This is a genomic window from Pseudomonas sp. NPDC088368 (genome assembly GCF_044753445.1).
GTDB lineage: Bacteria > Pseudomonadota > Gammaproteobacteria > Pseudomonadales > Pseudomonadaceae > Aquipseudomonas > Aquipseudomonas bambusae.
Window position 1 is genome coordinate 116,822 of record NZ_JBIVNG010000007.1, and the last position, 20,301, is coordinate 137,122.

The 20,301-nt window shown below is 60.1% G+C and carries 12 protein-coding genes; 4 read left to right on the forward strand and 8 right to left on the reverse strand.

Going from position 1 to position 20,301, the window contains the following annotated elements; all coding sequences use genetic code 11:
* Positions 1-41: 41 nt before the first annotated feature.
* From choV to ACIQAL_RS16770, 3 genes are all read right to left on the reverse strand, one after another.
* Complete coding sequence (gene choV, locus ACIQAL_RS16760) at positions 42-1,223, reverse strand: choline ABC transporter ATP-binding protein (protein ID WP_401147357.1); 1,182 nt, start codon at positions 1,221-1,223, stop codon at positions 42-44.
* A complete protein-coding gene (gene choW, locus ACIQAL_RS16765) occupies positions 1,220-2,068 on the reverse strand; it encodes a choline ABC transporter permease subunit (protein ID WP_178115732.1) in 849 nt (282 codons plus the stop codon). The genes choV and choW overlap by 4 nt, the downstream gene beginning before the upstream one ends.
* A 64-nt stretch (positions 2,069-2,132) precedes the next feature.
* On the reverse strand, positions 2,133-3,080 hold the full coding sequence (locus tag ACIQAL_RS16770) for a choline ABC transporter substrate-binding protein (RefSeq protein WP_401147359.1): 948 nt from the start codon (positions 3,078-3,080) through the stop codon (positions 2,133-2,135).
* 478 nt (positions 3,081-3,558) lie between these two features.
* On the opposite strand from ACIQAL_RS16770, the gene ACIQAL_RS16775 reads away from it, so the two are divergent.
* Both ACIQAL_RS16775 and ACIQAL_RS16780 read left to right on the forward strand, forming a co-directional pair.
* Complete coding sequence (locus ACIQAL_RS16775; protein WP_401147362.1) at positions 3,559-4,935, forward strand: L-serine ammonia-lyase; 1,377 nt, start codon at positions 3,559-3,561, stop codon at positions 4,933-4,935.
* Between the two features lie 467 nt (positions 4,936-5,402).
* Positions 5,403-6,506: a GlxA family transcriptional regulator gene (locus ACIQAL_RS16780; protein ID WP_166596071.1), complete on the forward strand. Its 1,104-nt coding sequence runs from the start codon at positions 5,403-5,405 to the stop codon at positions 6,504-6,506.
* A 152-nt stretch (positions 6,507-6,658) separates the two neighbouring features.
* On the opposite strand, the gene ACIQAL_RS16785 is transcribed toward ACIQAL_RS16780, so the two are convergent.
* A complete protein-coding gene (locus ACIQAL_RS16785) occupies positions 6,659-6,925 on the reverse strand; it encodes a hypothetical protein (RefSeq protein ID WP_401147364.1) in 267 nt (88 codons plus the stop codon).
* Between the two features lie 328 nt (positions 6,926-7,253).
* Here ACIQAL_RS16785 and ACIQAL_RS16790 point away from each other — a divergent pair, with 328 nt between their 5' ends.
* Positions 7,254-8,096 carry a 23S rRNA (adenine(2030)-N(6))-methyltransferase RlmJ gene (locus tag ACIQAL_RS16790; protein WP_401147367.1) on the forward strand — a complete coding sequence of 281 codons (843 nt, stop codon included), beginning with the start codon at positions 7,254-7,256 and terminating at the stop codon, positions 8,094-8,096.
* Positions 8,097-8,448: 352 nt separating this feature from the next.
* On the opposite strand, the gene msrA is transcribed toward ACIQAL_RS16790, so the two are convergent.
* From msrA to aceE, 4 genes are all read right to left on the reverse strand, one after another.
* Positions 8,449-9,111, reverse strand: coding sequence for a peptide-methionine (S)-S-oxide reductase MsrA (gene msrA, locus ACIQAL_RS16795; RefSeq protein WP_401147369.1), 663 nt, complete (start codon positions 9,109-9,111; stop codon positions 8,449-8,451).
* Between the two features lie 134 nt (positions 9,112-9,245).
* On the reverse strand, positions 9,246-11,939 hold the full coding sequence (locus tag ACIQAL_RS16800) for a putative bifunctional diguanylate cyclase/phosphodiesterase (RefSeq protein WP_401147371.1): 2,694 nt from the start codon (positions 11,937-11,939) through the stop codon (positions 9,246-9,248).
* 372 nt (positions 11,940-12,311) lie between these two features.
* Positions 12,312-13,967: a dihydrolipoyllysine-residue acetyltransferase gene (gene aceF / locus ACIQAL_RS16805; RefSeq protein WP_401147373.1), complete on the reverse strand. Its 1,656-nt coding sequence runs from the start codon at positions 13,965-13,967 to the stop codon at positions 12,312-12,314.
* A gap of 151 nt (positions 13,968-14,118) precedes the next feature.
* A complete protein-coding gene (aceE, locus tag ACIQAL_RS16810; protein ID WP_341960388.1) occupies positions 14,119-16,767 on the reverse strand; it encodes a pyruvate dehydrogenase (acetyl-transferring), homodimeric type in 2,649 nt (882 codons plus the stop codon).
* A 386-nt stretch (positions 16,768-17,153) separates the two neighbouring features.
* Between aceE and glnE the strand changes: the two genes are divergently transcribed.
* Entirely contained in the window at positions 17,154-20,105 is a 2,952-nt protein-coding gene (gene glnE / locus ACIQAL_RS16815; RefSeq protein ID WP_401147376.1) for a bifunctional [glutamate--ammonia ligase]-adenylyl-L-tyrosine phosphorylase/[glutamate--ammonia-ligase] adenylyltransferase, read from the forward strand.
* Positions 20,106-20,301: the final 196 nt, after the last annotated feature.

A 20,301-nucleotide genomic window follows, 5' to 3' on the forward strand; every position in this document is an offset into this window, starting at 1 on the left:
TTGCCCTCTTGCAGCTCGCCGCTCATAGCTCGCGGCTGCTTCTACCCGTGGTTCTTGCCCAGCAGCGCGTGGTACAGCTCGCTGTCACCGAGGATGCCGACCAACTGGTTGTTCTCTTGCAGCACCAGCTTGTTGCCGGTGTGGTAACGGATCTGTAGGGCTTCGCGCATGCCGATGTCCGAGTGCACGACGGTCGGTCTGCGGCCCAGATTCTCTACCGACTGACCCGGTTCCCAGCTTTGCAGGTCAACCGGCGCGCCGTGTTGACGCAGGCCTTTGATGGTGTTGCCGTCGGCCAGATCGATCCACGAATCGTTGCCCGGGTCCAGGCACACTTGGGAGCCGTTGATGCGGGTGCAATCGTTGATCGAACGCATCAGGCTGCGACCGCACAGCACGTTGAGCGGGTTGGTGTGGGCCACGAAGGTCCGCACGTATTCGTCCGCCGGGTTGAGCACGATTTCTTCCGGCACGCTGTACTGGATGATCCGGCCGTCTTTCATGATCGCGATGCGGGTGCCGAGCTTGAGGGCTTCGTCCAGGTCGTGACTCACGAACACGATGGTCTTGCTGAGTTTCTTCTGCAGGGCCAGCAGTTCATCTTGCAGGCCTTGGCGAATCAGAGGGTCGAGTGCAGAGAACGGTTCGTCCATCAGCAGAATGTCGGCGTCCATTGCCAACGCACGGGCCAGGCCCACACGTTGCTGCATGCCGCCGGACAGTTCGTCGGGCTTCTTGTTGCGCCATTGAGTCAGGCCGACCAATTCGAGCTTCTCGTCTACCAGCTGGCGACGTTCTTTCTCAGGGCGACCCTGCATTTCCAGACCGAAGCTGATGTTCTCGCGAACGGTCAGCCAGGGCATCAGGGCGAACTTCTGGAACACCATCGCGATGCGCTTGGTGCGCATCATTTTCAGCTCGGCGGGCGTGCAGTTCGCGATGTTGATCTGCTTGCCTTCGTGCTCGACGAACAGTGAGCCACGGCTCACGGTGTTCAGGCCGTTGATGCAGCGCAGCAGACTGGATTTGCCCGAACCGGACAGGCCCATCAGTACGCAGATCTCGCCTTTGTTGATTTCCAGACTGGCTTTTTCAACACCGACGATCTGGCCGGTTTTCTTCAGGATTTCCGGCCGCGCAAGGCCCTGATCCAGCAGCTTGAGAGCCTCGCGCGGGTCTTTGGAGAAGACGACGTCTACCTGGTCGAATTTGATGATGCTCATGCGTCGGCCCTCACTTTAGCGTCGGGTTGTTTGCAGATACGGTCGAGCATGATCGCCAGCAGTACGATCGCCAGGCCCGCTTCGAAGCCCAGTGCGATATCAGCAGTGTTCAGTGCGTTGACCACGGGTTTGCCCAGGCCGTCGGCGCCCACCAGTGCCGCGATCACGACCATCGACAACGACAGCATGATGCACTGGGTGATACCGGCCGCGATGCTTGGCATGGCGTGGGGCAGTTCAATACGGGACAGGAGTTGACGGCGGGAGCAGCCGAAGGCTTTACCGGCGTCGAGCAGTTCTTGCGGGACATCGCAGATGCCCAGATAGGTCAGACGGATAGGCGCGGCAATCGCGAACACCACCGTCGAAATCAGACCCGGCACCACGCCCAGCCCGAAGAGGGTCAGGGTTGGAATCAGGTAAACGAAAGTCGGGACCGTCTGCATCAAGTCGAGGACCGGGCGCATCGCGGTGTAGAACCACGGTTTGTGTGCGGCGACGATGCCCAGCGGCACACCAATGACCACGCAGACCAGGGTGGCGAACAGCACTTGCGCCAGGGTCTCCATGGTTTCCTGCCAATAGCCCAGGTTCAGGATCAGCAGGAAGGAAATCACGACAAAGGCGGTCAGGCCCCACTTGCGCTGAATGAAGTGAGCAAGCAGAGCAATCAAACCGATCAGAACGAAAGGGTTAAACCAGGTCAGGCCACCGGTAAGCCCATGAATCATGGATTCCAGCGACGAAGCGATGGCATCGAAGGTGCTGGCGCCGTGTTGCGTCAGCCATTCGACAAAGCCTGCGATGTACTGGCCTAGGGGGATTTTATGATCAGTCAGCATGATATCGATTGTCCGCGTGCGGGATGAAAAGAGGACAACAGGCGGGCGTACCCGCCTGCGTGTCGAGTTACTTCGTCAGCTCGGCTTTAGCGGCATCCAGGCCAGGTTTACCGTCCACTGTGGTGACACCCGCCAGCCAGGTGTCGAGTACTTTCGGATTCTTTTTGATCCACGCCTTGGCGGCGGCTTCAGGCTTCATCTTGTCGTCGAGGATGTTGCCCATCAGCTCGCTTTCCATGTCGACGGTGAATTCCAGGTTCTTCAGCAACTGACCCACGTTGCTGCATTCCTGGCTGTAACCCTTGCGTGTGTTGGTCGCGACGGTTGCAGCGCCGAAGTCAGGTCCGAAGAAGTCGTCGCCGCCGGTCAGGTACTGGATCTTGAAGCGCTTGTTCATTGGGTGCGGTGCCCAGCCCAGGAACACCACGGCGGTGTCGCGTTTGGAGGCGCGGTCCACTTGCGACAGCATGCCGGCTTCGCTCGATTCGACGACCTTGAAGCCTGCGTCTTTCAGGCCGAAGGCGTTTTTGTCGATCATGCTCTGGATCAGGCGGTTGCCGTCGTTGCCAGGCTCGATGCCGTAGATTTTGCCGTCGAGGTCTTTCTTGAATTTGGCGATGTCGGCGAAATCGTGCAGGCCCTTGTCGTAGAGCGCTTGCGGGACGGCCAGGGTGTATTTGGCGCCCTTGAGGTTGGTGCGCACCACTTCGACTGTGCCTGCGTCACGGTAGGCCTTGATGTCGTTTTCCATGGTCGGCATCCAGTTACCGAGGAACACGTCCATGTTCTTGCCGTCGGCCAGCGATTTGTAGGTCACGGGCACGGAAATCATCGTGGTCTTGGTTTTGTAGCCCAGCGACTGGAGGACAACGCTGGTGGTGGCCGTGGTGGCCGTGATGTCGGTCCAGCCGACATCAGAAAAATTGACCGTCTGGCAAGCGGCGGGCTCTGCGGCCTGGGCCAGCATCGGCAGACTCAACGCAACGCCTAGCAATAGCTTATGTGAACCTTTCATGGTTGGACTCCTTAGGTGCTTTCTTCTCGTCATCAGTCAGGGCTGACGCGTTTTTTTGGTGTCGGCGAGTCAAGTGGAAAAACAGCTCTATCACTGCGTCTGGCGATTGAGTCGACAACGATCATGTAACAGCCAAAATCAAACGCCTACAGGGTGCGTCGTAACCAGTACAGAGGGGGTCGTATCCAGTGTCAGTGACGTCGCTTACAGATTTTTTCCCCGTCCGCCGAACGCTTTTCGAGTGTCCTTGCGGCAAAAAGTGTCGAAAACAGTGGCACTTTCTCCACGCACAGTGCTGCCGCCTGCGGATCATCAGTCGCGGCGTTCGTGGACAAGAGTGAGTCGGTGTGAGACGCCGTCCCTCCAGATAAAAGGCTGATGATGCCGACATCTCGATGGACTGCAGCTAGAAGCGTAGCAGCTCCGTCGCCGGCCGCTTGGCGCGCCGGAAGCCCTGTTCTTCGGAGGTTTGCGGTAAATGGCTATCAGCGTGTTCGACCTGTTCAAGATCGGTATCGGCCCATCCAGTTCTCACACCGTGGGGCCGATGCGCGCCGCCGCGTTGTTCGTTCAGGGGCTGCGTGAAAGCGACAAGCTGGCGCAAGTGGAACGCATCGAAGTGCGCCTCTATGGCTCGCTGTCGGCAACCGGTGTCGGGCACGGAAGCGATAACGCGGTGATCATGGGCCTGATGGGCGAATGGCCAGACGCAATCGACCCGACCACCATTGGCCGCCGCATTGCCGAGTTGCGCGAAACCGACACCCTCAAACTCAACGGCGATCATCCGATCGCATTCGTCTGGCAGCGGGACATGTTGCTCATCGACGAAAACCTCCCTTATCACCCTAACGCCATGACGCTGATCGCCTTCGATGCCAGTGGCGAACTTCATCGCGACACCTATTACTCGGTGGGCGGTGGATTCGTGGTGGACGAGGCTCAGGCCGCGAGCGGCGTGCTCGATGCCGACAGCACGGTTTTGCCCTATGACTTTTCCAGCGCCGAAGAACTGCTGCGTCTGTGCGAGAAGCACAACCTGCGTGTCTCGGAACTGATGATGGAAAACGAGAAAGTCTGGCGCAGCGAAGAAGAGATTCGCGCCGGGCTCATGCGACTTTGGAAAGCGATGCAAGATTGCGTCGAGCACGGCCTTAAAGAAGAGGGCGTGTTGCCAGGTGGCTTGAACGTGCGTCGTCGTGCCGCGCGTTTGCATCGCAGCCTTCAAGAGCTGGGTAAGCCCAATGTCATCGGCTCGACCCTAAGCGCGATGGAATGGGTCAACCTGTTCGCCCTCGCAGTCAACGAAGAAAACGCGGCGGGCGGCCGTATGGTGACCGCGCCGACCAATGGTGCTGCGGGGATCATTCCGGCGGTGCTGCATTACTTCGTGAAATTCAGCGATGAAGTCAGCGAAGCCAACGTCGTCGATTATTTCCTCGGTGCGGCATCGATCGGCATCCTCTGCAAAAAGAACGCGTCGATTTCGGGCGCGGAAGTGGGGTGTCAGGGCGAAGTCGGTTCGGCGTGCGCCATGGCCGCTGCGGGTCTGGCCGACATTCTGGGGGCTACGCCTGAGCAGCTGTGCAACGCCGCCGAAATCGGCCTCGAACACAACCTGGGCCTGACCTGCGACCCGGTCGGCGGTCTGGTGCAGGTGCCGTGCATCGAACGCAACGCGATTGCAGCGGTGAAAGCCATCAACGCTGCGCAAATGGCGCTTCGTGGCGACGGCCAGCACTTCATCTCGCTGGACCGCGTGATCCGCACCATGCGCGACACCGGCGCTGACATGCACGACAAATACAAAGAGACGTCACGCGGCGGGTTGGCGGTCAGCGCGGTGGAGTGCTGATCGTTTAAGACTTTGAACGCACGGCTCTTCGGCAGAAGCAGGTTTGCCTCCGCTTCTGCTCGCTTTTCGCTCACGCGCCAAATCCGCCGCTACCTTTTGGCGCGTGAAGTGTGGGGTCATGGCGCAAAGCCATGCCGCATGCATGCTACCGACCTGCCGCCGGTCAGCTGTGCACTGGGTGACACTCCCTCTGGCTCTGATCTCGGGTTTTTTCGCACAAGTGCTACCGATTTGCTCACCCCGCCCAATGTTCTCAAGGCTCCCGGATCGATAGGTCGCTAACGGAACACCCATGTCGCTCCCGAATAGACGCATCGCGACGTCGCTATCAGAAGTTATTGAATGCCCATTCAACTTTAGGCATGGCATTTGCGTTGCAATAGACAAAGCTCTCCACTGACGAGGGCAAAACAACAAGAGCCTCTAATTGGGGCCATCAACCGCTTTTCGTGTGAGGAGATACCGTGATGACTTCGTTCAACTCCGGGGCTCAACCCCAGAACCGTGCGCCTCAATCCATCGGCTTTCTGCTGTTGGACAATTTCACACTCATCTCTCTCGCATCTGCGGTTGAGCCACTGCGGATGGCCAACCAGTTGTCTGGCCGTGAGCTGTACCGCTGGACCACACTGAGCGTCGACGGCGGCCAGGTCTGGGCCAGCGACGGTCTGCAAATCACCCCCGACGCGGCCATGCACAAGGCACCGGCCCTCGACACCGTGATCGTCTGCGGCGGCGTCGGTATTCAACGCACGGTAACTCGCGAACACGTGAGCTGGTTGCAAAGCCAGGCGCGCCAGTCCCGCCGTCTGGGTGCGGTCTGCACCGGCAGTTGGGCGTTGGCGTGCGCCGGTCTGCTCGACGGTTTCGATTGCAGCGTGCACTGGGAATGTCTGGCCGCGATGCAGGAAGCCTTCCCGCGCGTTGCCATGAGCACCCGTCTGTTCACCCTCGACCGTAACCGCTTCACCAGCTCCGGTGGCACCGCGCCGCTGGACATGATGCTGCACCTGATCAGCCGCGATCACGGGCGTGAACTGTCCGCCGCGATCTCGGAAATGTTCGTCTACGAGCGTATCCGTAACGAGCAGGATCACCAGCGCGTGCCGCTCAAGCACATGCTTGGCACCAACCAGCCGAAGTTGCAGGAAATCGTTGCGCTGATGGAAGCCAACCTCGAAGAGCCGATCGACCTCGACGAACTGGCCGTCTACGTCTCGGTGTCGCGACGTCAGCTGGAAAGGCTGTTCCAGAAATACCTGCACTGCTCGCCGTCGCGTTACTACTTGAAGCTGCGCCTGATCCGCGCACGTCAGCTGCTCAAGCAAACGCCGATGTCGATCATCGAAGTGGCGTCGGTCTGTGGCTTCGTCTCCACGCCGCACTTTTCCAAGTGCTACCGCGAATACTTCGGCATTCCGCCGCGTGACGAGCGCGTGGGTTCCAACACCGCACAGCAAGTGGCGATGATGCCGATTCCGCAAGCGATGGTGCTGGCGCCGCTGTCCGGCCCGCTCTCTGCACTGAGTCAGGCGCGTAACGAATCGACGTTTGCGAGTGTGAGGTTGTAAAGGCACGCGGGACGCTATTGCGGTCATGTGCCTGGCGCATGACCCATTGTGGGAGCGAATTCATTCGCGATTGGGCAGTACATCCGACGGATTTCTATCAGCTGTACGATCTTTCGCGAATGAATTCGCTCCCACAGGTTTCCAGGGCGTTCTCAGGCCTGTGCGCGGCCTTTGTTGTAAGTCGCCAACGCGGGCAACAACTGCTGATCGATCGCCTGGCGCACCGCTGGCAGGATGGTCGCGCTGCCGCTGAGCATTCTCTCCACCAATTGACGCAACGCACGGGCGCGGTCTTCAGTGAGGCCGCAGACCGCTTGGGCACAGGCCTGTTCGGCGGTGGCGCCTGAAGGCATTTCAAAGCCGATGGATCTGAGTTGACCGAGAAGATCGTCCTGGTCGATCAGGTCTGCATGCATCATGACGCTCGCTCCTTCTATTGAGGTTGAGCCGATTCTGGTAGTGCGCCGCACGCTCGGCAATACCTGTCGTCGGCAATGTCTGGCATGCACATCACTGTGTCGGTTTCAGCTATGTAACCATTTAGTTAATTCGGCATAATGGCCACATTCAACATTGCTCGGGCCACGGTTTGGTCACCCTCTAGCCCGCGCAAGTCCCTCAACCCCGGTTTTGTAACGGCTTAACCGGGGCTTTTTTTGCCTGTCGTTTGGCGATCTTCGTCAGGCTACGGGCGGTCTGCGCAACGTCGACGGTTTTGGTAAACTCCGCAGCCTTCCAGGAGCCGCCATGAACTACCGTCACGCCTTCCACGCTGGCAACCACGCCGACGTCTTGAAACACATCGTTCTGACTCGCTTGATCGCGCTGATGTCGCGCAAGGAGCAGCCGCTCGCCTACCTCGACACCCACGCAGGCCTCGGGCTGTATGACCTGCAAGGCGATCAGGCGACTCGCACCGGCGAGTGGATCGAGGGCATCGGTCGTTTGTGGGAAGCGGATGACATTCCCGCCGCCGCTGCCGGTTACATGGACGTGATCCGTCACATGAACCGCAAGACCGGCGAGTTGCGCTACTACCCCGGTTCGCCCGAGCTGGCCCGGCGCGTCACCCGCGAGCAGGACCGCGTGCTGCTCAACGAGAAGCACCCCGAAGACGGCGCCCTGCTCAAAGACAACATGAAATACGACCGCCGCGTTGCTGTGCACCTTGGCGAAGGTTGGCACGTGCCGAGGGCGCTGCTGCCGGTCCAGGAAAAACGCGCCGTGATGCTGATCGATCCACCGTTCGAACAACTGGACGAGATGAAACGCTGTTCCGTGGTGTTGAAAGAAACGATCAGCCGCATGCGCCAGACTGTCGCAGCGATCTGGTACCCGATCAAGGACCAGCGCGCGCTCAAGCGTTTCTATCAGGAACTGGCCGAAACCGGCGCGCCGAAGCTGCTGCGCGTGGAGTTGCTGGTGCACCCGCTGGACACGCCGAACAGCCTGAACGGCTCAGGCCTGGCGATTGCCAACCCGCCGTGGGGACTGGAAGAGGAATTGCGCGAACTGCTGCCGTGGCTGGCCGAGAAACTGGGGCAGACCCAGGGGGACTGGCGGCTGGATTGGCTCATCGCCGAGGCTTGAGGGCTTAACGCGAATCGCACGCCTGATCGAAACCTGTGGGAGCGAATTCATTCGCGAGACGGACGTACAGCCGATAGAAATACGTCGGATGTGCCTATGATTCGCGAATGAATTCGCTCCCACAGGTGATCGCCGGCACGCGTTACAACTGCGCTGGCCGTCGATGCTCTGTAGCAATCGGTCTTGCCGACGGCAGCGATTTTGAGAATTTGACGCAGAACCCCTGTGGGAGCGAATTTATTCGCGAAGGGGCGTAAAGGCGATGCATCTCTGTTGCCTGACCCCCTTTCGCGAATGAATTCGCTCCCACAGTGGCTCGTCGTTCCTCAGGCGTTGCGATGTTCCACGCGCATCAAGCCTGGTTAAGGCTCGGTGGCATGCACACGCCGGTGCCGCCAATCCCGCAATAGCCCTGCGGGTTCTTCGCCAGATATTGCTGGTGATACGCCTCGGCGAAGTACACGGTCGGCGCCTGATCGATTTCGGTGGTGATCTCGCCCAAACCCGCCTTGGTCAGTTCAGCCTGGAACACCTTGGTGCTCGCTTGCGCCGCATCCAGTTGCTCGGGCGTGGTGGCGTAAATCACCGAACGGTATTGAGTGCCGAGGTCATTGCCTTGGCGCATGCCTTGAGTCGGGTTGTGCAGTTCCCAGAACATCGCCAGCAATTCGTCGTAACTGACTTTTGCAGGCTCGTACACCACCAAAACGACTTCGCTGTGGCCGGTCAGGCCCGAGCAGACTTCTTCGTAAGTCGGGTTCGGCGTGAAGCCACCCGCGTAGCCCACGACTGTGCTGATCACGCCATCACGTTGCCAGAAACGACGCTCGGCGCCCCAGAAGCAACCGAGACCAAAAATCGCGAATTCCACGTCCTCGAAAAACGGCCCGAGCAGTGGACGACCGTTGACGAAGTGAGTTTCAGGGAGAGCCATCGGGGTTTCACGGCCCGGCAGCGCTTGCTGGGCGGTAGGCATTTCGTTTTTGTTCACAAGAATTTCCGAACGCAGAGCCATGAGGTCAATCCTCTCTGGACAGGTGACTGCCGTTAGTGGGGTCAGAATGTGCTGATTCAACTGTAGGCGACAAGTTTGCCGCACATCGTCAGGAGGGGAAAGTGTCGACGGGAGGCGTCGGCGGGGGAGGCGACTCAGGCCAGCGGGCCGCGAGGGTAGCGGCGCAGGGCTTCGATCAGTTTTTCGCCGGGTATCGGTTTGTCGAACAGATAGCCCTGGCCTACGTCGCAACGGTGACGGCGCAGGAAGGCCAGTTGTTCGGCGGTCTCGATGCCTTCGGCGACCACAGTCAGCTTGAGGTTGTGCGCCATGGCGATGACGGCCGACGTGATTTCCATGTCGTCCTGGTCATCCGGAATGTCGCGGATGAAGCTGCGGTCGATCTTGATCACATCGATGGGGAATTTCTTGAGGTAACTGAACGACGAATAGCCGGTCCCGAAATCGTCCATGGCCAGGGTCAGGCCCAGGGTTTTCAGGGATTCCAGCTGCAAGCGGGTGTCTTCGGTCGCCTCCAGCAGCAGGCCTTCGGTCAGTTCCAGCTCCAGCAGAGAAGGGTCGAGCTGTTCTTCGCGCAAGATACTGGCCAGCGAACTGACGAGATCCGGGTCGGAGAACTGCTTGGGCGAGACGTTGATCGCCACGTGCAGCTTGCCGTAACCGGCGGCGGTCAGTTGCTTGCTCATACGGCACGACTGACGGGCCACCCACTTGCCGATCGGGATGATCAGGCCGGTTTCCTCGGCCACGCTGATGAACTGGTCCGGACGGATCATGCCCTTCTCAGGGTGATTCCAGCGCAGCAGCGCCTCCATGCCCAACAACCGGCCGGTGCGCAGGCACAGCTTGGGTTGGTAGAAAACTTCCAGCTCGTTCTGAGTCAGGGCGCGGCGCAGGTTGTTCTCGACGAACAGCTTGTAGCTGGCCTCGGCGTTCAGTGCTTCAGTGAACACCTGTACCTGATGCTTGCCGTTGGCCTTGGCCTTGTGCAGCGCCAGGCCTGCGTTCTTCATCAGGGTCTGAGGATCGCGGCCATGCAACGGCGCGCAGGCCAGGCCCACGGAGCCGGTGACGCTGATCAACTGGTTGTCGACGAACATCGGCTTGTCCAGCGTCGTCAGCACTTGGCTGGCGATACGCTGGCCTTCTTCAGGGCCGGTGTCGTCCAGCAAAACGGCGAATTCGTTACTGGCAAACCGCGCCAGAATGCCGGTCGGGCTGAGGCTGTTGCGCAGGCGACGGGCGAGGCTGATCAGCAGCTTGTCGCCGGTCTGGTGGCCGAGGCTGTCGTTGATGCGCTTGAAGTTGTCGATGTCCACCAGCAACAGGCTGATCGGCGTCTCGATGTCCCGGGCGAAATGCTCGTCGAGGGTGCGAATGAACGCCGGGCGGTTGCCCAGATTGGTCAGGTTGTCGGTGTAGGCCAGGCGCTCGATCCGCTGTTGGGAGAGCTTGGCCTGAGTGATGTCTTCGTAGATGCCGATGTAGTGCGTCAGTTCGCGGTTGTCGCCGTACACCTTGGAGATCGACAGTTGACCCCAATAGGGTTCGAGATTCTTGCGACGGCTCTTGAACTCGCCCTGCCAGCTGTTGCTCGTGGCCAGGCTTGAGTTGGCGTCGAGCAGCAGAGAGTTCAGATTCTCCAGCGCTGGCAGTTCCGACAGGCGGTGGCCGTGGACTTCATCAGCGGAGTACTGGGTGATTTCCGTGAAGCTCGGGTTAACGTACTCAACCACGCCATCGCAATTCACCAGCAGAAACGCGTTGGCGCTTTGCTCGACCGCACGCTGGAACAGGTGCAGGGCGTTGGTGGCGGTGCGGCGGTTGTGGTTGTTGATGGCGTGGGCGAATTGATCGGCCAGCTCTCCTGCGAACGCAATCTCATCGGATTGCCACTCGCGACCTATTTCGGTGTGCTCCAGGCACAGCACGCCGACCACTTGTCCGTCGATGCGCACGCTGGCATCGAGGATCGCGCTGATCTGGCGCGGCAATAGGCTTTCGGCCAGTTCCTTCGTGCGCGGATCTTGCTCGAAGTCGTTGGCGTCGATGGCGCGGCTGGTGTGCAAGGCTTCCAGATAACTGGGGAAGCGACTGATGTCGATGGGCCTGGCGGTGAGGTATTCGTCGGTGTCGCGGCGGTATTCCGCGATGGGCTCCAGCGTTTGGCCGTTCAGGTTCCAGATCGCGGCGCGGGCGATGTCGTAGATTTCACAGGCGCTTTTGGTGATCAGCTCGGCGGCTTCCTGCAACGAGTTGCTGGAGCTGTAGCGGTGTTTCGCCAGACGCAGGATCAGGCTTTGCTGAGCGCGAACCCGCTCCAGATGCTGCAGTTGCTCGTGTTGCGCACGCTGATTGAGTTCCAGCGCGATTTGCAGCCTTGAGTTCTGCACTTCCAGATCGGGGCTGAACGTCAGCTCGCTGGCGTCGAACACTTCGTCGACCACCATCAGATAGCCCCGCAGCAGCTCGCGGTTGTGCTGTCGATATCCCTCGCCGACCTCCAGCAGACCCAGCGGACCGCGGGTCGTGTGCAGGGTGTAGCGAATGACGTAATGCGAGTTGCTGGCCATCTGCATCTGGATAGCGTCGTGCAACTGATAGCGCGCTTCCGGCTCCATCAGGCTCGCGTAGGGCGCGCCGATGAGGGCGCACAGCTCCACGGCGGGCATGTCGAATTGCTTTTCGCAGCTGGGGTCCAGGTACAGCATCGCCCAACTGGCTTCATTCAGCCGCTCGAAACGCAGCATGCCGAGCCGCGAGGGCACCGGCAATTGCGTCACGACCTCGGCTGCCGATCGGGCGGCAGCATCAGGTTGGCTTTTCATGAAGGAACTCGCTTTAAGAGTACTGTCGCGCATGGGCAGGCGCCCATTGTGAAATCGCGTGTCGCAAGGTTGCATCATGGCGAACGGGCTGACAAGTGAGCGCGATGGCTTAGTGCTATAAATCTGTCGGCAAATCGCACATTAACTGAAGGTTGTTGGTCGGATTTGTCGGAAAGAGGGGGTAAGTGGTTGTTATTCGTGATTCTGAGGCGCTTCCAAGTCTGTTAATACCCGATTTCTTGGGGGATGTCTGCACGACAGACTTTTCCCACCCCCAAAAAAAGCCCAGCCAAATGGGCGGGGTTGAGGTACGAGCGTGGCAGCTCGAAAAACAGCGAAGGCCCGTCTCGCAAGAGGCGGGCCTGGTACGGCTTACAGCAGGATGGTGCGGATGTCGGCCAGCACGTCGCCCAGACGCTTGGTGAAGCGTGCAGCTGCGGCGCCGTTGATCACGCGGTGATCGTAGGACAGCGACAGCGGCAGCATCAGGCGTGGCTGGAAGGCTTTGCCGTCCCAGACCGGTTGCATGGTGGCCTTGGAGACACCCAGGATCGCGACTTCCGGCGCGTTGACGATCGGCGTGAAGCCGGTGCCGCCAATGTGACCCAGGCTCGAAATGGTGAAGCAGGCGCCTTGCATGTCGTTGGCCGACAGCTTTTTGGAGCGCGCTTTTTCAGCCAGCTCAGCCGCTTCAGCAGCCAGTTGCAGCAGGTTCTTCTGATCAACGTTCTTGATCACAGGGACCAGCAGGCCGTCCGGCGTATCCACCGCGAAACCGATGTGGAAATACTTCTTGCGGATGACCGCTTTGCCGCTAGGGGCCAACGAGCTGTTGAAGTCCGGCAGTTCCTTGAGCAGGTGCGCGATGGACTTGAGCAGCAGTGGCAGCACGGTCAGCTTCACGCCTGCTTTCTCGGCGACGGCTTTCTGCGCAACGCGGAAAGCTTCCAGGTCGGTGATGTCGGCCTGGTCGAACTGAGTAACGTGCGGGATGTTCAGCCAGCTGCGGTGCAGGCCGGATGCGCCCAGTTGCATCAGACGGGTCATCGGCACTTCTTCGATTTCGCCGAAACGGCTGAAATCGACTTCCGGGATCGGAGGAATGCCTGCGCCGCCGGTTGCGCCGCCAGCAGCAGGCGCGTCCTTGGACTTGGTCATGATGGATTTGACGTACGCCTGCACGTCTTCCTTCAGGACACGGCCGTGTGGACCGGTGGCAGCCACGGCGCTCAGCTCAACGCCAAACTCGCGGGCCAATTGACGAACAGCCGGACCAGCGTGAACTTTCGCGCCGCTGGCCGCTGGGGCAGCAGCCGGAGCAGGTGCTGCTTCAGCTTTCGGTGCAGGAGCCGGCGCCGGTGCGGCAGCAGGTGCGTCAGCCTTGGCCGGAGCCGGTGCAGCCGCCTGAGCAGGAGCGGCGGCGGGCGCTGCGCCTGCAACTTTCAGTTTCAGGATTAGATCGCCAGTGCCGACTTCGTCTTCGACCTTGACGCTGATGCTCTCGACTACGCCAGCGGCGGGAGAAGGAATCTCCATCGAGGCTTTGTCGGATTCCAGGGTGATCAGCGATTGATCAGCTTCGATGCTGTCGCCCACCTTGACCAGCAGCTCGATGATGCGAGCCTGGCCCGACGAACCGATGTCCGGCACGTGGATGTCCTGAACGGTTGCTTCGGCGGCAGGTGCAGGCGCGGCGGCCGGTGCTGGGGCAGCCGCTTCCGCAGGCTTTTCAGCGGCAGCAGGGGCAGCAGCCGGAGCAGCAGCAGGCTCGGCGGCAGGCGCAGCAGCGGCGTCGCCTTCCACTTCCAGCTCCAGCAGTTCGTCGCCTTCTTTCAGGCGGTCGCCCAGCTTCACTTTCAGGCTCTTGACCACACCGGCTTTCGGCGCAGGGATTTCCATGCTCGCCTTGTCCGACTCCAGCGTCAGCAGGCTCTGGTCGGCCTCGATGCGGTCGCCAACCTTGACGAACAACTCAATGACTTCACCGTCACCGCTGCCGATGTCGGGTACACGAATTAGCTCACTCACAATGTCTCTCCTCAGGAGAACCTGTTCACTCGACTGCGCCGGTCCAGTAGCAACGAAACAGCCCTGGATGCTCATTTACCCGAAGTAAATTCCGCATCGTCGGCTGTTTCGCGCAATCTGTCAGCGCTCTATACGATCTTCAGCGCAGACCTTAGCAGTCCAGCGGGTTGCGTTTTTCCGGGTCGATGCCGAACTTGGTGATGGCTTCCGCCACGACTTTCGGTTCGATATCGCCACGGTCTGCCAAGGCTTCCAGGGCCGCCAGCACGACGAACTTGCGATCGACTTCAAAGAAGTGACGCAGTTTCTTGCGGCTGTCGGAACGGCCGTAGCCGTCGGTGCCCAGGACTTTGTATTCCTTGGTCGGAACCCACTGACGGATCTGGTCAGCGAACAGTTTCATGTAGTCGGTCGATGCGATGACCGGGCCTTTGCGACCATTGAGGCACTCTTCAACGTAGCTCAATTGTGGCTTCTGGCCTGGCTTCAGGCGGTTGCTGCGTTCGGCGGCCAGGCCGTTGCGACGCAGTTCGTTGAAGCTGGTGACGCTCCAGACATCGGCGCCGATGTTGAACTCCTCGCGCAGGATCTTCGCCGCTTCACGCACTTCGTTGAGGATCGTGCCGCTGCCCAACAGTTGGACGTGGTGAGCCGCTTCGCGCTTGTCTTCTTCCAGCAGGTACATGCCCTTGATGATGCCTTGCTCTACACCGGCCGGCATTGCTGGCTGATGGTAGTTCTCGTTCATCACGGTGATGTAGTAGTAGACGTTTTCCTGCAGCGTCATCATGCGATGCGTGCCTTCCTGCATGATCACTGCCAGCTCGTAAGCATAGGCAGGGTCATAGCTGCGCACGTTCGGGATGGTGCTGGCCAGAATGTGGCTGTGACCGTCTTCGTGTTGCAGGCCTTCGCCGTTGAGCGTGGTACGCCCGGAGGTGCCGCCCAGCAGGAAGCCACGAGTCTGAGCATCGCCAGCGGCCCATGCCAAGTCGCCGATACGCTGGAAGCCGAACATCGAGTAGAAGATGTAAACCGGCAGCATCGGGGTGTTGTAGTTGCTGTAGGCCGTACCCGCCGCGATGAACGAGGAGAACGCGCCTGCCTCGTTGAGGCCTTCCTGCAGGATCTGGCCGTCTTTCTCTTCGCGGTAGTACATGACCTGGTCGCGGTCGACTGGCTCGTACAGCTGGCCGACTGGCGAGTAGATACCCAGCTGACGGAACATGCCTTCCATACCGAAGGTACGGGCTTCGTCGGCGAGGATTGGAACGATGCGCTTGCCCAGTTCCTTGTCTTTCACCATCGAGGCGAGGATACGACCGAACGCCATGGTGGTGGAGATTTCGCGGTCGCCCGAACCATCGAGCACCGACTTCAGCGTGTCCAGCGACGGCGTCGGGATGCTGATGTTGCCGCGGTTGCGCTGAGGCAGGGAGCCGCCCAATTTCTCGCGGCACTTGCGCAGGTATTTCATTTCCGCGCTGTCTTCGGCCGGACGGTAGAACGGCAGCGATTCGAGTTCGGAATCGTTCAGCGGAATGTCGAAGCGATCGCGGAATTTCTTCAGCGACTCGATATCGACTTTCTTGGTGTTGTGCGCGGTGTTCTTCGCTTCGCCCGCACCGGTGCCGTAGCCCTTGATGGTCTTGGCGAGGATGACGGTCGGCTGGCCTTTGTGGTTGACCGCCTGGTGGTACGCCGCGTAGACCTTGTAGGGGTCGTGGCCGCCACGGTTGAGTTTCCAGATCTCGTCGTCGGACAGGTTCTCGACGCGCTTGAGCAGTTCTGGATCGTCGCCGAAGAAGTGCTTGCGAACGTACGCGCCGTCTTTGGCCTTGTAGTTCTGGTACTCGCCGTCGATGGCTTTGTCCATGCGACGCTGCATGAGACCGTCTTCGTCCTGGGCGAACAGTGGGTCCCACATGCGGCCCCAGATGACCTTGTTGACGTTCCAGGCGGCGCCACGGAATACGCCTTCCAGTTCCTGGATGATCTTGGCGTTGCCGCGAACCGGGCCGTCAAGGCGCTGCAGGTTGCAGTTGATGACGAAGATCAGGTTGTCGAGGTTTTCACGACCGGCCAGGGAAATGGCGCCCAGGGTTTCCGGCTCGTCGCACTCGCCGTCGCCGATGAAGCACCAGACCTTTTGCTTGCCGGCCGGGATGAAGCCACGGTTTTCCAGGTACTTCATGAAGCGTGCCTGGTAGATCGCGGTGATCGGACCCAGACCCATGGAAACGGTCGGGAACTGCCAGAAGTCAGGCATCAGGTGCGGGTGCGGATACGACGACAGGCCGCCACCGTCCACTTCCTGACGGAATTTCAGCATCTGCTCTTCGCTCAAGCGGCCTTCGAGGAAGGCGCGAGCGTAGATGCCTGGCGAGGCGTGGCCCTGGTAGTAGATCAGGTCGCCGCCGTGCTCTTCGGTCGGGGCCTGGAAGAAGTAGTTGAAGCCGATGTCATACAGGGTCGCACTGGAGGCGAAGGTGGAAATGTGGCCACCCAGATCAGGGTCTTGCATGTTGGCGCGCATCACCATCGCCAGGGCGTTCCAGCGAACGATCGAACGGATGCGGCGTTCCATGAACAGGTCGCCGGGCATGCGTGCTTCGCGGGTAACAGGGATGGTGTTGCGGTATGGCGTGGTGATGGAGTACGGCAGCTGCGAACCACTACGTGTGGCCAGCTCGCCCATACGGGTCATCAAATAATGAGCACGGTCTTCGCCTTCTTTGTCGAGAACCGATTCCAGGGCGTCCAGCCATTCCTGGGTTTCGACGGGATCGAGGTCTTGCATGGCTTGCTCCAGGGCGGAAAGGCTTCCAGAATCGGTTGCCTGAGTTTGTTGCGACTGGCCTTGTGGGCAGACGACGTAAAAATTCTTGGAGACCGGAGTGGTACCCGGCGTTGTGTAGTTTTACTACAAATCTCCAGCCGTTTCAGCTTTTTGACTTGTATATACAGTAGTAAAACTACAGCTGAACGATGTTTTCGCTCATGTATTGCGATGAATCAAATGAAAAATGTTGGTAGAAACCATAAAAAGATCAGCTGACTAATCATGCTGGCAACCAATAACAGGCAAATGCCAGCAATTTTTAACCTTTGTTCGACAGTCCAGTCCGTTTTGTAGGGGAAAACCCCTCGGCGGGTAGCCTTTTGAACGCCGATCAAGGATAGACCATGAGCCTTCCCTCGCTGGCCAATCTGCCGGCCGTCCTTCTGCCGTTGGTCTCGCGCGCGCAGCAATCCTTTCGCGCCGCGCTCACCGCTCTCACCGAGGGCGGACAGGCCACTTTCGATGGCTGGCCCGCTGAGCGTCTGGCCGCTTTTGATCGCGTTTGCGCGTCCAGCGACTTTGTCGCCGAACAGGTCGTGCGCGACCCGCAGATGCTGCTCGACCTCGCTGAATCCGGCGAGCTGGAGCGCAGCTTTGCGGCCAATGAACTGCGTGAGCACATCGCCAACGCGGTGGCCGAAGCGACCACCGACGATGAGCTGGGGCGTAATCTACGTCGTCAAAGGACGCGTCAGCAAGTCCGAATTATCTGGCGCGACCTTACACGCCAAGCCGATCTGATCGAAACCTGCCGCGACCTTTCCGACATGGCGGATGGCAGTATGGACCTCGCATACCGATGGTTGTATGACAGACATTGCCAACAGTTCGGCGTCCCAACGGGCCGTCGTACGGGCGAAGCCCAGCAAATGGTCATCCTGGGCATGGGCAAGCTGGGCGCCGTCGAGCTGAACCTCTCTTCTGACATCGACCTGATCTTCGCCTACCCCGAAGGCGGTGAAACGTTGGGCGTGAAGCGTCCGCTGGACAACCAGGAGTTCTTCATTCGCCTCGGTCAGCGATTGATCAAGGCGCTGGACCCGGTGACGGTTGACGGTTTTGTCTTCCGCGTCGACATGCGCCTGCGGCCTTACGGTTCGTCCGGCGCGCTCGTCTTGAGCTTCAACGCGCTGGAGCAGTATTACCAGGATCAGGGCCGCGATTGGGAACGCTACGCCATGATCAAGGCGCGGGTCGTCGGTGGCGATCAGGCCAAGGGCAGCGAGTTGCTGGAAATGCTGCGACCGTTCGTCTATCGCCGCTACCTCGATTTCTCCGCCATCGAAGCGCTGCGCACCATGAAGCAGTTGATTCAGCAGGAAGTCCGGCGCAAGGGCATGGCCGCGAACATCAAGCTGGGTTCCGGCGGCATTCGCGAAGTGGAATTCATCGCTCAGGCATTTCAGTTGATTCACGGCGGACGCGACCTGAGCCTGCAACAGCGGCCACTGCTCAAAGTGCTGCGCACGCTGGAAGGGCAGGGCTATCTGCCCACGGCGGTCATCACTGAGCTGCGCGAAGGCTACGAATTCCTGCGCTACACCGAGCACGCCATTCAGGCGATTGCCGACCGCCAGACCCAAATGCTCCCCGAAGATGACCGCGATCAGGCGCGCATTGCTTTCATCATGGGCTTTGCCGATTGGGACGCCTTCCACGCGCAGTTGATGCACTGGCGCGGTCGGGTCGACTGGCATTTCCGTCAGGTGATTGCCGACCCCGACGAGGAAGAGGGCCAGGAGGACGGTGGCGAAGAGATTGTCGGCGGCGAGTGGTTGCCGCTGTGGGAAGAGTCTCAAAACGAAGAAGCCGCTTGCCGTCAGTTGCAGGAAGGCGGGTTCCTCGATGCACAGAAAGCCCTGAAACACCTGAATAACCTGCGCAACAGCTCGCAATTGCGTTCGATGCAACGACTCGGTCGTGAACGGCTCGATGCGTTCATCCCTAGATTGCTGGCTCAAGCCGTTGAACACGCCAACCCTGATCTGGTGCTGGAACGGGTATTGCCGCTGGTGGAAGCCGTCGCCCGGCGTTCTGCGTATCTGGTGCTGCTTACTGAAAACCCCGGCGCGCTGCGACGTTTGTTGACGTTGTGCGCCGCCAGTCCGTGGATCGCCGAGCAGATCGCCCGCTTCCCGCTGCTGCTCGATGAGCTGCTCAACGAAGGTCGTTTGTTCAGCCCGCCCCAGGCATTGGAGCTGGCCGCCGAACTCCGCGAACGACTGACGCGCATCCCCGAGGATGATCTGGAGCAACAAATGGAGGCGTTGCGTCACTTTAAACTGGCGCACCGGCTGCGCGTGGCCGCGTCGGAAATCACCGGTAGTCTGCCGCTGATGAAAGTCAGCGATTACCTGACCTGGCTCGCCGAGGCGATTCTCGAACAAGTGCTGGCGCTGGCTTGGCGGCACACCGTCGCGCGTCATGGTGCGCCGCGCCGCCCTGATGGCACGTTGTGCGATCCGGGGTTCGTGATTGTCGGTTATGGGAAAGTCGGCGGCATTGAACTGGGGCATGGTTCGGACCTGGACCTGGTGTTCATCCACGATGGCGACCCGCAGGCTGAAACCGACGGACCGAAGCCGATCGACGGCGCGCAATTCTTCACACGACTGGGTCAGCGGATCATTCACCTGATTACCACGCAGACCAACTCCGGCCAGTTGTACGAGGTGGACATGCGCCTGCGGCCCTCGGGCGCGGCGGGTCTGCTGGTCAGTTCGCTGGGGGCGTTTTCGCGCTATCAGGAGAACGAAGCCTGGACGTGGGAGCATCAGGCGCTGGTTCGTGCACGGGTGCTGGTGGGCAGTGCGGATGTGGGCAAGGGATTCGAAGGCGTGCGCGCGTCAGTGCTGGGGCGCGAGCGTGATCTGGCGACGTTGCGACAGGAAGTCAGCGACATGCGGGCCAAGATGCGCGACAACCTCGGAACCAAGGGCACGCTGGCCGGGAAGGGGGCAAATGCCTTCGAGCCCACGTCGTCGTTCGATCTCAAGCAGGACGCCGGTGGTATCGTCGATATCGAATTTATGGTGCAATACGCGGCCTTGGCGTGGTCCAGAGAGCACCCCGCGCTGCTTCGATACACCGATAACATCCGCATTCTCGAAGGTCTGGAAGAGGCAGGGCTGATGCCCGCCGCCGACGCGAGCCTGTTGCGCGAGGTGTATAAAGCGTACCGTTCCGCCGCACACCGACAGGCCCTGCAGAAAGAGGCCGGCGCGGTCAGCGGTGATCAGTTCGCGAGCGAGCGGCGTGAAGTGATGCGGATCTGGGGGCAGTTGGGGTTGAGTTGATTTGAGCGCTCGGCACTAACCCCTGTAGGAGCGAATTCATTCGCGAGGCGGTCGCCCAACCGACAGAGATGCGTCGGATGTACCCGCCTCTCGCGAATGAATTCGCTCCCACAGAAGAGCGCGTCAGGCGTTGAGAGAACTGCAAAGTCCGGATGTTTGCGGACCTATATAAAGCTATGACAGGGAGGCGTCAGGC

Coding starts and splice junctions, on each gene's coding strand:
- choV (WP_401147357.1), bottom strand. CDS start 1,223: ATGAGCATCATCAAATTCGACCAGGTAGACGTCGTCTTCTCCAAAGAC.
- ACIQAL_RS16770 (WP_401147359.1), bottom strand. CDS start 3,080: ATGAAAGGTTCACATAAGCTATTGCTAGGCGTTGCGTTGAGTCTGCCG.
- ACIQAL_RS16775 (WP_401147362.1), top strand. CDS start 3,559: ATGGCTATCAGCGTGTTCGACCTGTTCAAGATCGGTATCGGCCCATCC.
- ACIQAL_RS16780 (WP_166596071.1), top strand. CDS start 5,403: ATGACTTCGTTCAACTCCGGGGCTCAACCCCAGAACCGTGCGCCTCAA.
- ACIQAL_RS16785 (WP_401147364.1), bottom strand. CDS start 6,925: ATGATGCATGCAGACCTGATCGACCAGGACGATCTTCTCGGTCAACTC.
- ACIQAL_RS16790 (WP_401147367.1), top strand. CDS start 7,254: ATGAACTACCGTCACGCCTTCCACGCTGGCAACCACGCCGACGTCTTG.
- msrA (WP_401147369.1), bottom strand. CDS start 9,111: ATGGCTCTGCGTTCGGAAATTCTTGTGAACAAAAACGAAATGCCTACC.
- ACIQAL_RS16800 (WP_401147371.1), bottom strand. CDS start 11,939: ATGAAAAGCCAACCTGATGCTGCCGCCCGATCGGCAGCCGAGGTCGTG.
- aceE (WP_341960388.1), bottom strand. CDS start 16,767: ATGCAAGACCTCGATCCCGTCGAAACCCAGGAATGGCTGGACGCCCTG.
- glnE (WP_401147376.1), top strand. CDS start 17,154: ATGAGCCTTCCCTCGCTGGCCAATCTGCCGGCCGTCCTTCTGCCGTTG.